Source organism: Bordetella sp. N, from assembly GCF_001433395.1.
Taxonomy (GTDB): domain Bacteria; phylum Pseudomonadota; class Gammaproteobacteria; order Burkholderiales; family Burkholderiaceae_B; genus Bordetella_C.
Genome location: NZ_CP013111.1, coordinates 5,737,472 through 5,756,588, shown reverse-complemented (window position 1 = coordinate 5,756,588; position 19,117 = coordinate 5,737,472). Strand labels below are relative to the sequence as shown.

The window sequence follows — 19,117 nt, the reverse complement described above, 5'->3', positions numbered from 1 at the left end:
TCTAATGTGAATTACTCGAACTTGACGTCAGCGCGCTTGACCACGTCCGCCCAACGGGCGAAGTCTTCGGTCAGGAAGGACTGCAAGGCCTTGGCGCTGGTGTCGGCGGGCAGGTTCACGCCCACGCTGTTCAGACGGGTCTTCACCTTCTGCGACTGCATGACCTTTGCCATGGCGGCGTTCAAACGCTCCAGCACGGGTGCGGGCGTCTTGGCCGGAGCGACCAGGCCCCACCAGCTTTGCACCGTCATATTGGGCACGCCGGCTTCTTCGAAGGTGGGAACGTTGGGCGTATCGGCCTGGCGCTTCGGGCTGGACACGGCCAGGGGGCGGATCTTGCCACCCTGGTACAGGGCGCTGGCCGAGGGCATGGTGGTGAAGCTGGTTTCGATCTGGCCGCCGGCCAGGTCATTGACGGCCGCCGACGCACCCTTGTAGGGGATGTGGACCAGCTTGGTGCCGCTGTTCAACATCAGCAGTTCGGCCATCAGGTGGGTCAGCGAGCCATTGCCGCCGGAGCCGATCGACACCGTGCCGGGCTTGGCCTTGGCCATTTCGACCAGTTCAGCCACCGTCTGCGCCTTGAAGCCGGGGTTGACGAACAGGTACATGGGCGACAGGCCCAGCAGGGAGATCGGCGCGAAATCCTTGGCGGCGTCGTACTTGACGCGGTCACCGTACAGGGCCGGCACGATGGTGAAGGGCACGTCGGCCAGCAGCAGGGTGTAGCCGTCCGGCTTTTCATTGGCGACGTAGGCGGTGCCGATCATGGAACCCGCGCCGGCGCGGTTTTCCACGATTACCGATTGGCCGAGTTCGGCGGTCAATTCGTCGCTGATGGCGCGGGCGATCACGTCCGAGCTGCCACCTGCCGTGTACGGCACGATGATGCGGACGGGTTGCTCGGGATAGGCGGCCATGGCGGCGGGCGCGGCGCAGGTCAGCGCGACGGAGACGGCGCCAAGAAGGGTCTTGATGGACTTGATGGGACGCAAGGAGATCATGGCAAGACTCGGAAACTTATGGAAACAGTCTTGAATTTTGCCTCCAGCGCAAATTTCCGAAAAGCGACGTATCGGCATGCAGTATTCCAATTCGGAATACCGGCGCAACAATTGCTCTTTATTTGCGCAGCGCGTCCACTTCCGAGTTGATCCGGTTGGCGCGCGCCTGGATCCATTCGCAGAACGCATGCAGCGCCGGGCCGCCCACATCGGGCCGGGGCCGCATCAGGTAATAGCCGTAGCGGCCGTCGACGATTTCGCCCAGCGGCCGTTGCAGCACGCCTTCGCGCAGGGGATCCAGCACCATGCACAGGGGCGTGATGGCGGCGCCCAGGCCATTCAGCACCGCCGGCAACAGCACCGAGAAACCTTCGTACTCGGGGGCGGTGGCGGACGGGCCTGGCCACATGGACGCCACCTCGCTTTTCCACTCATCCCAGCCGTAGCCGCGCTGGGCGCGTTTGAGCAGGGGCACATTGGCCAGGTCATCAAACCCGTGCACCGGGTTGCGCTCGAACAACGACGTGGCGCCCACCAGCGCCATTTCCCGCCCGCACAGATATTGCGCCGACATGCCCGCCATATGGCCGGTATGCAGCTGGATTTCCGCGTCGAAGCGCTCTGCCTTTTCGCGCCCATGCACCAGGCGCGGCCGCACATTGATACGGATTTCGGGATGCGCTTCGAAGAACTCGCGCAAGCCGGGGATCAGGCAGAACTGGGCGAACGACGGCGAAACCGCGATATTCAAGGCCACACGGGCATCCGGGTGGGCCACCAGGGCATCGGCTTCGTCGAGCAGGCGCAGGGCGGCGGACACCCGTTCCAGGTACAGGGCGCCCGCGTAGGTCAGGCGCAGGCCCGCCGACAGGCGCTTGAACAGGCTGACCCCCAGCCGCGATTCCAGGGCCTGGATATGCTTGCTGACAGCGCTCTGGGTAAGACTGAGTTCCTCCGCGGCCCGGCTGAAATTCAGATGCCGGGCCGACGCCGTGAAGATGCGCAGCGACGTCAGGGACTGGCGCGAGCCTTTCATGAAGGACTCACGCCGGGATCAGCCCAAGGCACGCGTGACCCCGCATGCTCAGGCCCGCACGGTCTGGACGCGATCGCCCACGTCTGCCACATGGGCGGCCAGCGGCAGCGGGTCGGCCTTGCCCTGGGTCACCGCGGGAGCCGGGATCTTGCCGGTGCCCTTGGCCATGCCGGGGCGGTGCAATTGTTCGCCCGCCCACGTGCAGGTGCTGTCCACGGCGTCGCCGCGGCCGCTCAACAGCGGGCAGCGGCCGAAGATCTCCGCCGCCCAGTCGGTGAACGCACGCACCTTCGGCGACAGGTGCCGATTGTGCGGATACACCACGGAAATCGGCATGGACTTGGGCTTCCAGTCGGACAGGATCTCGACCAGTTCGCCACTTTGCAGGTAGGGCAAGGCCATATAGCGCGGCGGCTGGATCAAGCCGAAACCCTGCAGCCCGCAAGCCATGTAGGCGTCGGCGTCGTTGACCGACACCACGCCTTCCATCTTCACTTCGACCTTCTGGCCTTCGACCATGAAGTCCCAGTCGAAGGACCGGCCGGTCAGGCTGGAGAAATAATTGACCGACTTGTGCTCGGCCAATTCTTCCAGGGTGGTGGGCGCGCCATGCCGTTCGATATAGCTGGGCGACGCGCAGCTGATGCCTTCGAACATGCCGATACGGCGCGCCACCAGGCTGGAATCCTGCAGTTCACCGACCCGAATGACGCAGTCCACCGCTTCCTGCACCAGGTCCACGGGCCGGTCGCCCATGCCGATGTACAGTTCGATGTCCGGATAGCGCTCGTGGAATTCGCACAAGGACGGAATCAGGATCAGCCGGCCGATGGCGGCTGGCGTGTCGATGCGCAGTTTGCCGCGCGGGCGCCGCGAGGCATCCTGGAATGCCGCCTCGGCCTCGTCGACGTCGGCCAGGATGCGGATGCAGCGCTCGTAATACGCGGCGCCGTCCGGCGTCAGGCTCAGGCGGCGCGTGGTACGGTTGAGCAGCCGCACGTTGAGCAGCTTCTCAAGATTCTGGATGATGGTGGTGACGGTAGTGCGGGGCAGGCCCAGATGGTCGGCGGCCCGGGTGAAGCTATTGGCGTCGACGACCCTGGTGAACACCTGCATGGCCTGAAAACGGTCCATGGCGTACCTCGGGTTGGGGGGTATGGCGAGATTATGAACAAATTATTGTTCGCCCGCATCGAATAGTGTTGTTTAGGTAGAGATATTTATTCGCGGGAACAAAACAGCCAGAATGCCGCCATCCCAACTAACAAACGGTTAGGGATCAGGCGGCCGCCGCAGCCACGGCGGGCCGCTCCGCTCATCATCTCGATCACGCCTCGCCCCGCGCGACGCCGGTTTTCGTCAAGGACCGGGCCGCCGGCACCACGTCCCGACGTGGCCAGAAACACAATATTTAGCGCAGGCCAGGCTCGCAGCCGGGCCCGGACGCCTCTATGCGTCCGCCGCGCGTGATCCGGCGCCAAGCGCCAAGCGGAAAGACTGATCCCTGGCCGTACGCATTCCGCTCAAGGAACTGTAATGACCAAATCGCGCAATCGCTTTGCCCTGGCAGGCACGCTGGCCGCCGTCATCCTCGTAGCCGGCGGTGTCGCCGTCCTGCGTGGCCATGGTGGTACTCCTGCAACGGCCGCGGCCGCTCCCCAAGCCACCCCCGTCGACGTCGCCGAGGTGATGCAACGCCAGATCACCGACTGGCAGAGCTATTCCGGCCGCCTGGAAGCCGTCGACCGCGTCGAAATCCGCCCGCGCGTCTCCGGCACCCTGGTCGCCGTGCGCTTCAAGGACGGCACCCTGGTGCGCAAGGGCGACGAGCTGTTCACCATCGATCCCCTGCCCTACCAGGCCGAAGTGTCGCGCGCCGAAGCGAATTTGGCCGGCGCCCAGGCCCGGGTGGCCTATACCGCGTCCGACATGGCGCGCGCCAACCGCCTGATCGCCGACAACGCCATCGCCCGCCGCGACCTGGAGCAGAAGCAGAACGACGCCCGCGAAGCCTCCGCCAACCTGAAGGCGGCGCAAGCGGCGCTGGAAATCGCCCGCCTGAACCTCGGCTACACCCACATCCTGGCGCCTGTCTCCGGCCAGGTGTCCAAGGCCGAAGTGACGGAAGGCAACCTGGTGGCCGCCGGCGCGGCATCCGTCGCGCTGACCACCCTGGTGTCGGTCGACCGCATGTACGCGTCCTTCGACGTCGACGAGCAGACTTTCCTGAAGTACGTCAATCCGGCGCGTACCGGCAAGGGCGCACCGGTGCCGGTGGACCTGGGCCTGGCCAATGAAGACGGCTACTCGCGTCAGGGCACGGTGCAGTACGTGGACAACCGCCTGGATACGACGACCGGCACGATCCGCGTGCGCGCCACCTTCGACAACCGCGATGGCAGCCTGGTGCCGGGCCTCTATGCCCGCATCCGCCTGGGTGGCGGCGCGCCCCGCGATGCAGTGCTGATCGACGAAAAAGCCCTGGGCACCGACCAGAACAAGCGCTTCGTCATGGTGCTGGACGACAAGAACCACGCGCAGTATCGCGAGGTTCGGCTGGGCGCCAGCCAAGGCGGCCTGCGCGTGGTGGACAGCGGTCTGAAGGCCGGCGAACGCATCGTCGTCAACGGCTTGCAGCGCATCCGTCCTGGCGACGCGGTGGAGCCGCACGTGGTGCAGATGGCGGGCAACTGGCCCACGGTCGGCCAACGTCAGGCGCCGGAAGGCAATACGGCGGCGGCCAAGGCGGACATCAAGCCTGGCAACAAGGCCGCGGCGCCCAACCCGGCCTGAGGTCGCCTCCCCCATTCAAGCATCGCTTCGAATCGACCACGAATAACGCGCTCCGGCTGACCGGGGCGCGGACTCCGCGCGCCGATAGCATCGAGTCGAACCAAGAGCCGAATCATGAATATCTCCAAATTCTTCATCGACCGCCCGATCTTCGCGGGCGTACTGTCGGTGCTCATCCTGCTGGGCGGCCTGCTGGCCATGTTCCAGCTGCCGATCTCGGAATACCCGGAAGTGGTACCGCCGTCGGTGGTGGTGCACGCGCAGTATCCGGGCGCCAACCCCAAGGTGATCGCCGAGACCGTCGCCGCGCCGCTGGAAGAGCAGATCAACGGCGTGGAAAACATGCTGTACATGCAGGCCCAGGCCAACAGCGACGGCAACATGACCCTGACGGTGTATTTCCGTCTGGGCGTGGACCCGGACAAGGCCCAGCAGCTGGTGCAGAACCGCGTGTCGCAAGCGCTGCCGCGCCTGCCCGACGACGTGCAGCGCCTGGGCGTGACCACGGCCAAGAGCTCGCCCACCCTGACCCTGGTGGTGCACTTGACCTCGCCGGACAACCGCTATGACATGACCTACCTGCGCAACTACGCGGTGCTCAACGTCAAGGACCGCCTGTCGCGCATCACCGGCGTGGGCGACGTGCAGTTGTGGGGTTCGGGCGACTACTCCATGCGCATCTGGCTCGATCCGCAGAAGGTCGCCGAGCATGGCATGACCGCCTCCGACGTGGTGCGCGCCATCCGCGAGCAGAACGTGCAGGTGGCCGCCGGCGTGATCGGCTCGTCGCCGTCTTTGTCCGACGTGCCGCTGCAGCTGAACGTGAACACCCAGGGCCGTCTGCAAAGCGAAGAAGAATTCCGCGACATCGTGCTGAAGACGTCGGCCAACGGCGGCGTGACCCATCTGGGCGACGTGGCGCGGGTGGAACTGGACGCGGCCGAATACGGCCTGCGTTCCCTGCTCGACAACAAGCCGGCGGTCGCCCTGGGCATCATGCAGGCGCCCGGTGCCAACGCGCTGGACGTGTCCAAGCAGGTGCGCGACGCCATGGCCGACCTGTCCAAGGACTTCCCGCCCTCGGTCAAGTTTGACGTGGTGTACGACCCCACCCAGTTCGTCCGTTCCAGTATCGAAGCGGTTATCCACACGCTGCTGGAAGCCATCGCGCTGGTGGTGATCGTGGTGATCGTGTTCCTGCAGACCTGGCGCGCTTCGCTGATTCCGCTGCTGGCGGTGCCGGTGTCCATCATCGGGACGTTCTCGCTGCTGCTGTTGTTCGGCTATTCGGTCAACGCGCTGTCGCTGTTCGGCATGGTGCTGGCCATCGGGATCGTGGTGGACGACGCGATCGTGGTGGTGGAAAACGTCGAACGGAACATCTCGTCCGGACTGTCGCCACGTGAAGCCACTTACCGCGCCATGCGGGAAGTGAGCGGCCCCATCATCGCCATCGCCCTGACCCTGGCGGCCGTGTTCGTGCCGCTGGCCTTCATGACGGGCCTGACCGGCCAGTTCTACAAGCAGTTCGCCATGACGATCACGATCTCCACCGTGATCTCGGCCTTCAATTCGCTGACCCTGTCGCCGGCCCTGTCCGCATTGCTGCTGAAGGATCACCACGCCAAGCCGGACGCCGTGCAACGCGTCATGAACAAGGTGCTGGGCGGTTTCTTCCGCCGGTTCAACAACATGTTCAACCGCGCGTCGGACCGCTATTCGGTGGGCGTGGGGGGCGTGATCAAGCGCAAGTCCGCCAGCCTGCTTGTCTATGTGCTGCTGCTGGCTGGTACGGTGGGCATTTCCTACCTGGTCCCCGGCGGCTTCGTGCCGGCCCAGGACAAGCAGTACCTGGTGGGTTTCGCGCAGCTGCCCAACGGCGCGTCGCTGGACCGCACCGAAGAAGTCATCCGGCAGATGGGCGACATCGCCCTGAAGGAACCCGGCGTCGACCACGCCGTGTCCTTCCCCGGCCTGTCGATCAACGGCTTCACCAACAGCTCCAGCGCCGGCATCGTGTTCGTCACCTTGAAGTCCTTCGAGGAACGCAATGCCGCTGGACTCAGCGCGGACAAGATCGCCGCTTCGCTGAACCAGAAGTTCGCCGGTTTGAAGACGGCCTTCATCGCCGTGTTCCCGCCGCCGCCGGTGATGGGCCTGGGTACCCTGGGCGGTTTCAAGCTGCAGATCGAAGACCGCGCCGCGCTGGGCTATGAAGCGCTCGACCGTGCCGTGCAGGCTTTCACGGCGGAGGCCGCCAAGCAGCCCGAGCTGGGACGTTCCTTCTCGAACTACCAGATCAACGTGCCGCAGCTCGACGTGAAGCTGGACCGCGTCAAGGCCAAGCAGCTGGGCGTGCAGGTGACCGACGTGTTCGACACCATGCAGGTCTACCTGGGTTCGCTGTACGTCAATGACTTCAACCGCTTCGGCCGTGTGTTCCAGGTCCGCGCCCAGGCCGACGCGCCCTTCCGCGCCCACGCCGAGGACATCGGTCTGCTGAAGACGCGCAATGCCGCCGGCGAGATGGTGCCCCTGTCTTCGCTGGTGCAGGTGTCGGAGACTTACGGTCCGGAAATGGTGGTGCGCTACAACGGCTATACCGCCGCCGACATCAACGGCGGTCCGGCCCCGGGCTACTCGTCCGACCAGGCCAAGGAAGCGGCCGAGCGTGTTGCCGCGGCGACGCTGCCGCGCGGCATCAAGTTCGAGTGGACTGACCTGACGTATCAGCAGGAACTGGCGGGTAACGCCGGCATCTGGGTCTTCCCGATCAGCGTGCTGCTGGTGTTCCTGGTGCTGGCGGCCATGTACGAAAGCCTGACCCTGCCGCTGGCGGTGATCCTGATCGTGCCCATGAGCATCCTGGCGGCATTGACTGGTGTTTACCTGACCCAGGGCGACAACAACATCTTCACGCAGATCGGCTTGATGGTGCTGGTGGGGTTGTCAGCGAAGAACGCCATCCTGATCGTGGAATTCGCTCGCGAACTGGAACTGCAGGGCCACAAGCCCCTGAAGGCCGCGATCGAGGCCAGCCGTCTGCGGCTGCGTCCCATCCTGATGACGTCGATCGCTTTCATCATGGGTGTGGTGCCGCTGGTGTTCTCCACCGGCGCGGGCTCGGAGATGCGGCATGCCATGGGCGTGGCGGTGTTCTTCGGCATGTTGGGCGTGACGCTGTTCGGCCTGTTCCTGACGCCGGTGTTCTACGTGGTGCTGCGCATGCTGAATCCGCGCCCGCTGCACTCGGCGTCCAAGCATGAGGCCCCGGCGACGGCGCATGGCGATGAAGGCGCAGCCAAGCCCGGCGTGCCGGTCGTTGCCGCCGAACATTGATATCTGGATGAATGACATGAAGCACCTGAAACGCTTTTCTATGTCCTTGCTGACGACGCTGATCCTGGCGGGCTGCTCGGTGACGCCCACCTACGAGCGTCCGGCCGCCCCCGCATCGGCGGCGTTCAAGGAAGCCCTGCCGGCCGACCAGGCCGGCCAGTGGAAAACCGCCCAGCCCGCCGAAGACCAATTGCGCGGCGCCTGGTGGGAATTGTTCAAGGATGACCAGCTGAACCGTCTGGAAAACCAGGCGCAGGCGGCCAACCAGAACCTGCGGGCCGCCGCCGCCCGCCTGGCCCAGGCCCGCGCCCTGCAACAGCAGACGCGCGCCAGCCTGTTCCCGGAAGTCACGGCCAACTTCGGGCCGACGCGCCAGCGCGCGTCGCCGGCCTCGCAAGGGCTGCCTGATAACGGCTCGGCCACGTCCACCACCTTGTGGCGCGCGCAGGCGGGGGTGTCCTACGAGGCCGACCTGTGGGGCCGCGTGTCGGCCAACGTCGATGCCGCCACGGCCGACGCGCAACAGAGCGAAGCGCTGCTGCGTTCGGTGCAGCTGGCCTTGCAGGCCGATGTGGCGCAGAACTACTTCCAGGTCCGCCAGCTGGACGCCGAGCGCCAGGTCTATGTGCAGACCCTGGACCTGCGCGAGCAGACCCTGAAGCTGGTCGAGCGCCGCTATAAGGAAGGCGACATCAGCGAACTGGACGTGGCGCGGGCGCGTTCGGAACTGGCCTCGGCGCAGTCGGAAGCCCTGGGCATCGACCGCAACCGCGCCGGCGCCGAACACGCGCTGGCCGTGCTGCTGGGCCTGGCGCCGTCCGAGTTCACCCTGCCGGCCACGCCGCTGGCGCGCATCGACCTGCGCGTGCCGGCCGGCCTGCCGTCGGGCTTGCTCGAACGCCGTCCCGACATCGCCGCCGCCGAGCGCGCGATGGCCGCGGCCAATGACCGCATCGGCGCGGCGCGCGCGGCCTTCTTCCCGCAGCTGGACATCACGGGCTATGCGGGCTACGAGTCGTCGCAGCTGGGCCATCTGTTCCAGTGGTCCAGCCGGACCTTCCTGCTGGGTCCGTTGACCGGCGCGATGTTGAGCCTGCCCATCTTCGACGCCGGCCGCCGCCAGGCCGGCGTGGACCGCGCCCGCGCGGTCTATGAAGAAGACGTGGCCAACTACCGCCAGAGCGTGCTGGGCGCCTTCCGTGAAGTGGAGGACAACCTGGCCAACCTGCGCATCCTGGATGACCAGATCGGCGCGCAGGACCGGGCTGTGCAAGCCTCGTCGCGGGCGGCGCAGCTGTCGCACACGCAGTACAAGGAAGGTTCGATCAGCTATCTGGACGTGATCGATTCGGACCGCACGGTGCTGGCGCAGCAACGCATCTCGGCCCAGCTGGATGGGGCGCGGGCGCTTTCGACCGTCAACCTGATCCGTGCGCTGGGCGGCGGCTGGGACCTGCCCACGCCGCAGGTCAGCGAGACCGGGCAGATCACGCCGGTGGCCGCGCCGGAAAAGGCGGCCACCCCGGCCACCACGCCGGTCGCCGCGCGCTAAGCGGGGCGGGGCGTCGCCCCGGTCCATTTAGGTGCATCATGGAAGGCCCATCGTCCTGTGACGATGGGCCTTTTCCTATATTGCGGAGATGCCCCATGAATGGACCGAGAGACGATCGGCCCGCGTCGGCCGCGGGACCGGGCCGCCATGGACCGGACGCCCCGTCGCGGCCGCGGCCAGCGACGGACCAAGCCGCGGTCCGGAACGTCCGGCTCTTCTTCGCGTTGTGGCCGGATGCCGCCACGCTGCGGGCGCTGACGGACTGGTGCGCGCAGGCGCACGCCGTCTGCGGGGGCCGGGTGATGCGGCCCGACACCTTGCACCTGACACTGGCGTTCCTCGGCCAGGTCCCCGCCGATCTCGTCGATCCCTTGATCCGTCTGACGAAAGAACGACCGTTCGCGCCCGGACATCTGCGCCTGGACCGCTACGGCGTGTTCGCGCGGCAAGGCATCGTCTGGGCCGGCCCCGCCGATGGCGCACCGGCGCTTTCTGAGCAGGTGGCAGGCCTGTGGCGCGACCTGGCGGCGCTGGGCAAGCTGCGGCCCGACCACCCCTTCCGTCCGCATGTCACCTTGCTGCGCAATGTCGATACCAAGGCGCTGGCGACGGCGCTGCCACCCGCGCCGCCCGCGCTGGACTGGCGCTACGACCGCTGCGTACTCGTGCAATCCATCCAGGACGGCCAGTCACGCTACGAGGTCAAGGCCAGCAGCCGCTGATCTGTTAGCGGCCGGATCGCCAACCGCCGCATCGCCGGCCGCTGAAAACGGTCCTCCCCGACGGGGGCGTTATCATCGACCCTTGCCGGTCCAGATCCCCCGGACGGGCTAATCCCCCTTACGTACGGACTGCCCTGCAAAGTATGTTGATCCTGCTCGATCAAGACGGCGTGCTGGCCGATTTCGAACACGCCTTCCTGGACGCCTGGCGCCAGCGCTATCCCTATATTCCGCCCATCGAATACGAGGATCGCAAGTCCTTCCATATCCTGGAAGACTATCCGCCGGAATTGCGCATCCGCGCCGAGGCCATCTACACCGAGCCGGGCTTCATCCGCAATCTGCCGCCAGTCCCCGGCGCCATCGAAGCCGCGCGGGAACTGCTGGAACTGGGCCTGGATGTGCGGATCTGCAGCTCACCCTTGCGCCAGTATGAAAACAACGTGGCCGAGAAATACCACTGGGTCGACCGCCACCTGGGGCGGGAATGGACCGAACGCCTGATCCTGACTCGCGACAAGACCCTCGTCCACGGCGACATCCTGGTCGATGACCGGCCCGCCATCACCGGCGCGACCCGCCCCCACTGGCGCCACATCATTTTCGACGCCCCCTACAACCGCCAGGAAACGGGACGGCCCCGCATGACCTGGGCCAATTGGCGCAACGTGCTCGGCGGCGAGCTTTACCGCTCGGACCGGTAAGACGGCCGCCGCCCGGCCGCGCCGGTGTACCCGCGCCGCCACATGTCTTTTGCTTATTGACATATGAACGGCGTCGCAGACGGGCTATTCTGTCTGGGCGCAGGGGCCGGCACTGACCCGGATCCTGTCGCGTCATTCGTGGGGAAGACGAAATCATGAACCTGTATCGCATGCTCAAGCAGCGCGAATCGGAAGAGAAACCCATCGGCGTCGCCCTTATCGGCGCCGGCAAGTTCGGCTCTATGTTTCTCAGCCAGGCCCACCGCACGCCCGGCATGCGCCTGGTGGCAGTCGCCGACCTCAAGCCCGACGCGGCCCGCGCGGCCTTGACCAAGGTAGGCTGGCCGGCGGCCGCGCTGCAGGCCAAGTCCGTCGGCGACGCGCGCCGCAACGGCGGCGTGTTCTGCACCGACGAGACCGAACGCGTGATCGCCCATGGCGACATCGACGTGGTGATCGACGCCACCGGCAACGCCGCGGCCGGCATCCGCCACGTCCTGGCCTGCTGCGAGCACGGCAAGCACATCATCATGGTCAACGTCGAAGCCGACGCGCTGGCGGGGCCGCTGCTGGCCCGCAAGGCTCGCGAAGCCGGCATCGTCTATTCCCTGGCCTATGGCGACCAGCCCGCCCTGATCTGCGAAATGGTCGACTGGGCACGGGCCAGCGGTTTCGAGGTCATCGCCGCCGGCAAGGGCACCAAGTACCTGCCGGCGTTCCACACGTCCACCCCCGACACCGTCTGGCCCTACTACGGCTTCACGCCGGAAATGGTCGCGGCGGGCGACTTCAACGCGCAGATGTTCAACAGCTTTCTCGACGGCACCAAGAGCGCCATCGAGATGGCGGCGGTGTCCAATGCCACGGGCCTGCTGCCGGCGCCGTCCGGCCTGCACTTCCCGCCCTGCGGCGTCGACGACCTGGCCCGCGTGATGCGGCCGCGCGACGACGGCGGCATGCTGCATCACCGGGGCCAGGTGGAAACCGTGTCGTCGATCGAACGCGACGGCCGGCCGGTCTACCGGGATCTGCGCTGGGGCGTCTTCGTCACCCTGGCGGCCGACAGCGACTACGTGCGCCGTTGCTTCAAGGAATACGGCGTGGTCACCGATCCCAGCGGCAACTACTCCGCCATGTACAAGCCCTATCACCTGATGGGGATGGAGCTGGGCATCAGCGTGGCCAGCGCCGCCCTGCGGCGCGAGCCCACGGGATCGCCAAGCGGCTGGCATGGCGATGTCATCGCCACCGCCAAGCGCGAACTGCCCGCCGGCACGGTGCTGGATGGCGAAGGCGGCTACACCGTGTACGGCCGCTTGATGCCGGCCAAGGACTCCGTCGAGGGCGGCTACCTGCCCCTGGGCCTGGCCCATGACGTCAAGCTCAAGGTGGGCGTGCGTGCCACCCAGGCCCTGCGCTGGTCCGATGTGGAATACGACGCTGATTCTCCGGTGGTGCAGCTGCGCCGCGAGATGGAAGGGGGCCACCGCTGACAGCAGCAGGCCTGGCCAGGCCGGGACCCGAGCGCGGACCGCCGGGTTGCCGGCCGCCGGAGCGCCGGCCGCCGGATCACCGGGCCAGGCCGTTGCGGTGTCGCTTTCCTGCAAGGAAAGTGGAAAGAACATGAAGAAATCGCCGCCCGACGCGCTCGCGTCGTTGCGCCATGGGGTCAGATCGATATATAAATAAAAATCGTTCTTATTCTCCAGTTGGCGATTTTTCCTTGCGTCCTTCCGTCATGTCCATGCAAGAGGCCGGGCCCGGTGCCCTCTCCGCCACCGAGCACCGTGTGCAGCACGCCTTGCAGACGCTTTACCGCGAGCATCACGGCTGGCTGCAAGGATGGTTGCAGCGGCGCCTGGACAACAACGCCTTCGACGCGGCGGATCTGGCGCAGGACACCTTCGTCCGGGTGCTGACCAAACCCGAACCCGTGTCGATGCGCCAGCCGCGTGCGTTCCTGACCGCCATCGCCAAGGGCTTGCTGGTCGATCTCTGGCGCCGCCGCGAACTGGAGCGCGCCTGGCTGGAAGCCCTGGCCCTGCTGCCCGAACCTGAAACGCCGTCGCCGGAAGAGCGCCTGTGTCTGTTCCAGACACTGGCCGCCATCGACTATGCGCTCGCCCGGCTGCCTCAACGCGCGCGCCAGGTATTCATGTGGGCGCGTCTGGAAGGCATGTCGTGCCCGGCGATCGTCGAACGCCTGGGCGTGTCGCTGGCGACGGTCGAACGCGACCTGGCCGCCGCGCTGCGCCTTTGCTACGCGGCGCGCTTCGAAGCATGAGTGTGGACCGGGCCCTGGCCAGCGCGGGCGGCAATATGTGTATTCCCGAGGACGCCGTGAATGCGGCAATCGCCTGGGCCGTCAAACTGCATTTCAATGCGCCGAGCGCGGAGACGCGGCGGGCTTTCGATACCTGGCGTGAGGCTGCCCCAGCCCATGCCGCCGCGTGGCAACGCGTGCAGGCGCTGGCCACGGACGCGGGCCGGACGCCCAATGCACTGGTGGCCGATACGCTGCGGCGCGCCGATGCCGCCACCGCGGCCCGGGCCCCGGGCCGGCGCCGGATGCTGGCCTGGCTGGCGGCGGGCGGCGTGGCCGCCCTGGCCGGCAAGGTCACATATGACCGAGCGCCCTGGCAGCGTCTGCTTGCCGACGTCAGCACGGGTGTCGGTGACCAGCGGACCTTGACCCTGGAAGACGGCACGCAGATCGTCCTGAATACGGATAGCGCCATCAGCACTGCCTTCGCTCGCGAGCAGCGCGAGGTGGTCCTGCGGCGTGGTGAGGTCCTGGTGGCGACGGGCGCGGATGTACCTGCGCACCGGCCCTTCTGGGTGCGCACGCCCTATGGTTCGTTGCAGGCGCTGGGCACCCGCTTCGACGTTCGCCTAGATGACGATGGCGCGCGGCTCAGCGTGCAGGAAGGCGCCGTGCGCGTGCATCCGGGGGGCGGTGACCGCGCCATCCTCGCCGAGGCGGGCCAACGTTGGCGCTTCGACCGCGCCGGCGCCGTGCCCGCGCCGGCCAGTGGCTTGCGTGACGACAGCTGGGCCCAGGGCGTCATCGTCGCCGAGGACGCCCGCCTGGATGACCTGCTGGCGGAATTGTCCCGCTACCGCGTCGGCCGTATCGCCTGCGATCCCCGCATCGCTGCCGTGAAGGTCTCCGGCATCTACCAGGTGCACGACACTGAGGAAGCCTTGCGCTTCCTGGCCAGGACGCACGCCCTGCGGATAACGACGCGCGCCCGCTTCTGGATCTCGGTGGAGCCCGCCGCCGCCTGAACCGGCGTGAGGGGATTTCGAATCTCGTCCGGCATAGAGGAAAGAGCGCCGCTTTTGCTGCCCTCTTCCCCCTGGACCCCCCGCCTCCGAGAAGAGAAACATGACTTTGCAACGTCCTTCGCGTCACGCCGCCGCTCGCGCGACACGCCCCGCCGGTTTGCCCATGGCGCTGACACTGCGGGCTGCCGCATGCCTGACCCTGGGCGCCGCTGCCGTGCCGCTGGCCGCGCACGCCCAGGCCGCGCCCGCCACCCAAGCCGGGCGCAATGCAGGGACGGCCATCGCCCAGGCCAGCCAGACAGCCCCGAACACCGCCGCCGCGCTGCTGTCCTTCGACATTCCCGCCGGCCCCCTCGACACGGCGCTCACGCATTACGCGCGGATCGCGCGCGTCAACCTGTCGTACGACGTGGCCCTGATCAAGGCCTCCTCCACGCAAGGCTTGCAGGGCCGCTACTCCGCCCTCAACGGCCTGGATCGCCTGCTGGCGGGCAGCGGCATCGAAGCCGCTCCCCAGGCGGCCGGCGGCTACGTACTGCGGCCCGCGCCCCGTCCGCCCGCCACCGGCGAGGCCACGCTGCCGACGGTGTCCGTCACGGGCCGCGCCACCGGCGACAGCACCGGCTTCGTTGCCACCGCCACGGCGGTCGGCACCAAAACCGATACGCCCATCATCGACGTCCCCGCGTCCGTGTCGGTGATCACACGGCAGGAAATGGATACGCGCGGGGTGCAGAACCTGCAGCAGGCCATCGCCTACACGTCCAGCGTCGCTGTCGACGAGTACGGCGCCGACGACCGCTACGACTATTTCCGCATCCGCGGCTTCGACGAAACCACCCTGGGCACCTACCGCGACGGCCTGCCCGCGCGCGTGCCGGCCTGGTTCACCGCCAGCCGCGTCGAACCGTATGGGCTGGAACGGGTGGACGTGCTGAAAGGCTCGACCTCCACCTTGTTCGGCCTGAACGCGCCGGGCGGCCTGGTCAACGCCATCACCAAGCGTCCGACCGACGAACCGCTGGCCGAGCTCTACACCACGCAGGGCGCGGGCCACAATGAAGCGGGCTTCGATGTCGGCGGCCCGGTCGACGAAGCGGGCAAATGGAAATATCGCCTGACCGGCATGTGGCAGAACGCCGATTACGGGTATGACTACACCAAGGACAACCGGCTCTACATCGCCCCCGCGCTGACCTATAGTCCAGACGCCAACACCACGCTGACCCTGCTCGCCGACTACAGCAAGCGGGAAAGCTCGACGGCGCGTTCCTTCCCCGCCGACGCGGACATCAGCCTCAATAAATTCCTGGGCGAACCCAGCTTCCACCAATTCAACACCCGCCAGTCGGATGTCGGCTGGCTGTTCGAGCACAAGTTCGGCAACGGCTGGACGGTGCGCTCCAACGCGCGCTATACCCACATCGACCTGGACTACCGGGACGTCTACGGCGCCGACCTCGATCCCACCGCGGATCGCACGGCATTCTCCGTCGCCGGGAAGAGCGACCGCTACACCATCGACAATCAGGTTCAGTACGACACCCGCTGGAAGTCCCTGGAAAGCAAGACGCTGGCCGGCTTCGACTACACCGACGACAACACGCACGAGAACATCCTGCTGGGCACGGCGCCTGGCATAGACATCTACCACCCCGTCTACACCGGCCGTTCCAGCATCTCGCTCGACCCCTACGTCAACTGGCGGGTGAAACAGCAGGCGCTGGGCGTATACGGGCAGGAGCAGCTGACCTACCGTGCGTGGATACTCACGCTGGGCGTGCGCCAGGACCATGTGAACACCAAGGCCATCTACTACGACACCGGCACGCAGGACAACGACACCGCGTCCGCGTTCACCCGGCGCATCGGCCTGACCTACAAGTGGACCGAAGGGCTGGCCACTTACGTGAACTATTCGGAGTCCTTCCAGCCGCTGGTGGCGCCGACGGCCAACGGCTATACGGTGGGCGGCTCGTTGAAGCCCCAGGACGGCACGCAATACGAAGCCGGCATGAAGTGGCAGCCGGCCGGCACGGACGCCTTGTTCACCGCGTCGGTGTTCGACCTGAAGCAGACCAATGTGCCGGACTCCATCACAGAAACCGAACAGCGCCAGATCGGCAAGGTGGGCGTGCGCGGCCTTGAACTGGAAGGCAAGTTCGCCCTGGCCGAACGCCTGAACGCGTCACTGGCCTATTCCTACTGGCACGGCCGCATCCTGCGCGATGGCCTGGACGGCAATACCGGCAATCGGCCGGACCATGTGCCCAATCATCTGGCATCGGCGTGGCTGGACTACACGATTCCGGGCGACGGCTGGCGCGGCAACCTGACCCTGGGCGCTGGCGTGCGTTACGTCGGCCAGACCTTCGGCGACAGCGCCAATGACGTGTCGATCGGCGGCCACGCGGTGTTCGACGCATCGGCCAAGTACGACATCAACAAACGCGTCAGCCTGCAGATCAACGCGACCAATCTGTTCGACCGCAAGTACAAGGCGTCTTGCGACACGGTGAGCTGCTACTACGGCGATCCGCGCGCGGTCTACGCGACCCTGCGCTACCGCATGTAGAAAGAGAAAAGCCACGTCCGGGGACGTGGCTTTTTTTCATGGTGCCGGCAAACGCGCGGCACTAGGTGCCGCGCGGGGTGCTTACTTGCGGCGCAGTTGCGTGATGTCGCGCACGGCGCCGCGGTCGGCCGACGTCGCCAAGGCGGCGTAGGCTTGCAGTGCCTGCGACACGACGCGTTCGCGGCCCACCGGCTGCCAGGCGTCGTCGCCCAATGCTTCCATCTCGCCGCGGCGCTTGGCCAGTTCGGCATCGCTGATATCCAGGTGGATCAAACGCTTCGGGATATCGATGTTGATGGCGTCGCCGTCCTTGACCAGGGCGATATTGCCGCCTTCGGCCGCTTCCGGCGACGCATGGCCGATCACCAGGCCGGACGAACCGCCCGAGAAACGGCCATCGGTGAACAGCGCGCACACCTTGCCCAGGCCCTTGGACTTCAGATAGGACGTGGGATACAGCATTTCCTGCATGCCGGGGCCGCCCTTCGGGCCTTCGTAGCGGATCACCACCACGTCACCGGGTTGCACCTTGTCGCCCAGGATGCCTTCGACGGCATCGTCCTGGCTCTGGAACACGCGGGCACGGCCGTTGAACACCAGCTGGCTCTCATCGACGCCGGCGGTCTTCACGATGCAACCCTTCTCGGCCAGGTTGCCGTACAGCACGGCCAGGCCGCCGTCCTTGGAGTAGGCGTTTTCGATGTCGCGGATACCGCCGGTCTTGCGGTCGTTATCCAGCGTCAGGTACGTCGCGTCCTGGCTGAAAGCCACTTGCGTGGGCACGCCGCCAGGCGCGGCACGGAAGAACTTCTTCGCTTGCTCGTTGCCTTCGGCCTGGATGTCCCACTTGGCGATGGCGTTGCCCAGGGTGCCGCTGTGGACGTTCCCGGCCGACAGGTCGAGCAGGCCGCCGCGGCCGAGCTCGGCCAGGATGCCGATCACGCCGCCGGCGCGGTGGATGTCTTCGATGTGGTACTTGTCGGTCGCGGGAGCCGCCTTGCACAGGCAGGGCGCCTTGCGCGAGATGCGGTCGATGTCGGCCATGTTGAAGTCGACGCCGCCTTCCTGTCCGGCCGCCAGCAAGTGCAGCACCGTGTTGGTGGAACCGCCCATGGCCACATCCAGGGTCATGGCGTTCTCAAAGGCGGCGCGGGTGGCGATGTTGCGGGGCAGGACCGATTCGTCGTCCTCTTCGTAGTAGCGGCGGCACAGATCGACGATCAGGCGGCCGGCTTCTTCGAACAAGCCCTTGCGCCAGGCGTGCGTGGCGACGATGGTGCCGTTGCCCGGCAAGGCCAGGCCCAGGGCTTCTGTCAGACAGTTCATCGAGTTGGCGGTGAACATGCCGGAACAGGAACCGCAGGTGGGGCAGGCGCTGCGTTCGATCTCGGCCACGTCGGCGTCCGACACGGTGGGGTCGGCGGCCTTGATCATGGCGTCGACCAGGTCGATCTTGGCGGAGATCTTGGCTTCGGTCGGAGCCTTGACCTTGCCTGCTTCCATCGGGCCGCCGGAAACGAAGACCACCGGGATGTTCAGGCGCATGGCGGCCATCAACATCCCCGGGGTGATCTTGTCGCAGTTCGAGATACAGACCATGGCGTCGGCGCAGTGCGCGTTGACCATGTATTCGACCGAGTCGGCGATCAGCTCGCGCGACGGCAGCGAGTACAGCATGCCGCCGTGGCCCATGGCGATGCCGTCGTCGACCGCGATGGTGTTGAATTCCTTGGCGTTGGCGCCGGACTCTTCGATCTGGCGGGCGACCAGCGCGCCCAGGTCGCGCAGGTGCACGTGGCCGGGTACGAACTGGGTAAAGGAATTGACCACCGCGATGATGGGTTTACCGAAGTCGCCGTCCTTCATGCCGGTGGCGCGCCACAGAGCGCGCGCGCCGGCCATGTTACGGCCGTGGGTAGAGGTGCGGGAACGATAGTGCGGCATGATTTTTCTCGGTCTTGCCAGGGGGGAAACCCCACATCATAACGGCTTGGGCGGGCGGTGGCTTCCTGGCCGTGCAATCTGGCGGGGAATCCAAGGTTTTCCTTAGACATCGCATAATGCCTACCCGCTGTATTGATGGCCTGCCGTGGCGCACACTGGC

At 66.5% G+C, this 19,117-nt stretch carries 13 protein-coding genes; 9 read left to right on the top strand and 4 right to left on the bottom strand.

Features of this window, described 5'->3' with window-relative positions; translation table 11 throughout:
* Positions 1-11: 11 nt before the first annotated feature.
* From ASB57_RS24915 to ASB57_RS24905, 3 genes are all read right to left on the bottom strand, one after another.
* Positions 12-1,004, bottom strand: a complete 993-nt coding sequence (locus tag ASB57_RS24915) for a tripartite tricarboxylate transporter substrate binding protein (RefSeq protein WP_057654612.1) — start codon at positions 1,002-1,004, stop codon at positions 12-14.
* Between the two features lie 118 nt (positions 1,005-1,122).
* Entirely contained in the window at positions 1,123-2,040 is a 918-nt protein-coding gene (locus ASB57_RS24910) for a LysR substrate-binding domain-containing protein (protein ID WP_057654611.1), read from the bottom strand.
* 48 nt (positions 2,041-2,088) lie between these two features.
* Complete coding sequence (locus tag ASB57_RS24905; protein ID WP_082621816.1) at positions 2,089-3,174, bottom strand: LysR family transcriptional regulator; 1,086 nt, start codon at positions 3,172-3,174, stop codon at positions 2,089-2,091.
* Between the two features lie 402 nt (positions 3,175-3,576).
* Between ASB57_RS24905 and ASB57_RS24900 the strand changes: the two genes are divergently transcribed.
* The 9 genes from ASB57_RS24900 (at position 3,577) to ASB57_RS24860 (ending at position 17,013) form a co-directional block, all read left to right on the top strand.
* Positions 3,577-4,833: an efflux RND transporter periplasmic adaptor subunit gene (locus ASB57_RS24900; RefSeq protein WP_057654610.1), complete on the top strand. Its 1,257-nt coding sequence runs from the start codon at positions 3,577-3,579 to the stop codon at positions 4,831-4,833.
* A 114-nt stretch (positions 4,834-4,947) separates the two neighbouring features.
* Positions 4,948-8,172: an efflux RND transporter permease subunit gene (locus tag ASB57_RS24895; RefSeq protein WP_057654609.1), complete on the top strand. Its 3,225-nt coding sequence runs from the start codon at positions 4,948-4,950 to the stop codon at positions 8,170-8,172.
* A 16-nt stretch (positions 8,173-8,188) separates the two neighbouring features.
* Positions 8,189-9,724: an efflux transporter outer membrane subunit gene (locus ASB57_RS24890; RefSeq protein WP_057656420.1), complete on the top strand. Its 1,536-nt coding sequence runs from the start codon at positions 8,189-8,191 to the stop codon at positions 9,722-9,724.
* 95 nt (positions 9,725-9,819) lie between these two features.
* Positions 9,820-10,446: an RNA 2',3'-cyclic phosphodiesterase gene (gene thpR / locus ASB57_RS24885; protein ID WP_082621815.1), complete on the top strand. Its 627-nt coding sequence runs from the start codon at positions 9,820-9,822 to the stop codon at positions 10,444-10,446.
* A 143-nt stretch (positions 10,447-10,589) separates the two neighbouring features.
* Entirely contained in the window at positions 10,590-11,150 is a 561-nt protein-coding gene (locus ASB57_RS24880) for a 5'-3'-deoxyribonucleotidase (protein ID WP_057654607.1), read from the top strand.
* A 155-nt stretch (positions 11,151-11,305) separates the two neighbouring features.
* Entirely contained in the window at positions 11,306-12,643 is a 1,338-nt protein-coding gene (locus ASB57_RS24875) for an NAD(P)H-dependent oxidoreductase (RefSeq protein ID WP_057654606.1), read from the top strand.
* 251 nt (positions 12,644-12,894) lie between these two features.
* Positions 12,895-13,434 (top strand): sigma-70 family RNA polymerase sigma factor, encoded by a 540-nt coding sequence (locus ASB57_RS24870; RefSeq protein WP_057656419.1) that lies wholly within the window; start codon positions 12,895-12,897, stop codon positions 13,432-13,434.
* Entirely contained in the window at positions 13,431-14,438 is a 1,008-nt protein-coding gene (locus tag ASB57_RS24865; RefSeq protein WP_231755239.1) for a FecR domain-containing protein, read from the top strand. Before ASB57_RS24870 ends, ASB57_RS24865 begins: the two co-directional genes overlap by 4 nt.
* Positions 14,439-14,538: 100 nt before the next feature.
* Positions 14,539-17,013 carry a TonB-dependent siderophore receptor gene (locus ASB57_RS24860; RefSeq protein ID WP_197424817.1) on the top strand — a complete coding sequence of 825 codons (2,475 nt, stop codon included), beginning with the start codon at positions 14,539-14,541 and terminating at the stop codon, positions 17,011-17,013.
* Between the two features lie 81 nt (positions 17,014-17,094).
* On the opposite strand, the gene ilvD is transcribed toward ASB57_RS24860, so the two are convergent.
* A complete protein-coding gene (ilvD, locus tag ASB57_RS24855; RefSeq protein ID WP_057654605.1) occupies positions 17,095-18,957 on the bottom strand; it encodes a dihydroxy-acid dehydratase in 1,863 nt (620 codons plus the stop codon).
* Positions 18,958-19,117 lie beyond the last annotated feature (160 nt).

Excerpts from the sequence above, each read along its gene's own strand:
- ilvD (WP_057654605.1), bottom strand. The coding sequence starts at position 18,957 with ATGCCGCACTATCGTTCCCGCACCTCTACCCACGGCCGTAACATGGCC.
- ASB57_RS24910 (WP_057654611.1), bottom strand. The coding sequence starts at position 2,040 with ATGAAAGGCTCGCGCCAGTCCCTGACGTCGCTGCGCATCTTCACGGCG.
- ASB57_RS24890 (WP_057656420.1), top strand. The coding sequence starts at position 8,189 with ATGAAGCACCTGAAACGCTTTTCTATGTCCTTGCTGACGACGCTGATC.
- thpR (WP_082621815.1), top strand. The coding sequence starts at position 9,820 with ATGAATGGACCGAGAGACGATCGGCCCGCGTCGGCCGCGGGACCGGGC.
- ASB57_RS24915 (WP_057654612.1), bottom strand. The coding sequence starts at position 1,004 with ATGATCTCCTTGCGTCCCATCAAGTCCATCAAGACCCTTCTTGGCGCC.
- ASB57_RS24875 (WP_057654606.1), top strand. The coding sequence starts at position 11,306 with ATGAACCTGTATCGCATGCTCAAGCAGCGCGAATCGGAAGAGAAACCC.
- ASB57_RS24880 (WP_057654607.1), top strand. The coding sequence starts at position 10,590 with ATGTTGATCCTGCTCGATCAAGACGGCGTGCTGGCCGATTTCGAACAC.
- ASB57_RS24900 (WP_057654610.1), top strand. The coding sequence starts at position 3,577 with ATGACCAAATCGCGCAATCGCTTTGCCCTGGCAGGCACGCTGGCCGCC.
- ASB57_RS24895 (WP_057654609.1), top strand. The coding sequence starts at position 4,948 with ATGAATATCTCCAAATTCTTCATCGACCGCCCGATCTTCGCGGGCGTA.
- ASB57_RS24865 (WP_231755239.1), top strand. The coding sequence starts at position 13,431 with ATGAGTGTGGACCGGGCCCTGGCCAGCGCGGGCGGCAATATGTGTATT.
- ASB57_RS24870 (WP_057656419.1), top strand. The coding sequence starts at position 12,895 with ATGCAAGAGGCCGGGCCCGGTGCCCTCTCCGCCACCGAGCACCGTGTG.
- ASB57_RS24905 (WP_082621816.1), bottom strand. The coding sequence starts at position 3,174 with ATGGACCGTTTTCAGGCCATGCAGGTGTTCACCAGGGTCGTCGACGCC.
- ASB57_RS24860 (WP_197424817.1), top strand. The coding sequence starts at position 14,539 with ATGACTTTGCAACGTCCTTCGCGTCACGCCGCCGCTCGCGCGACACGC.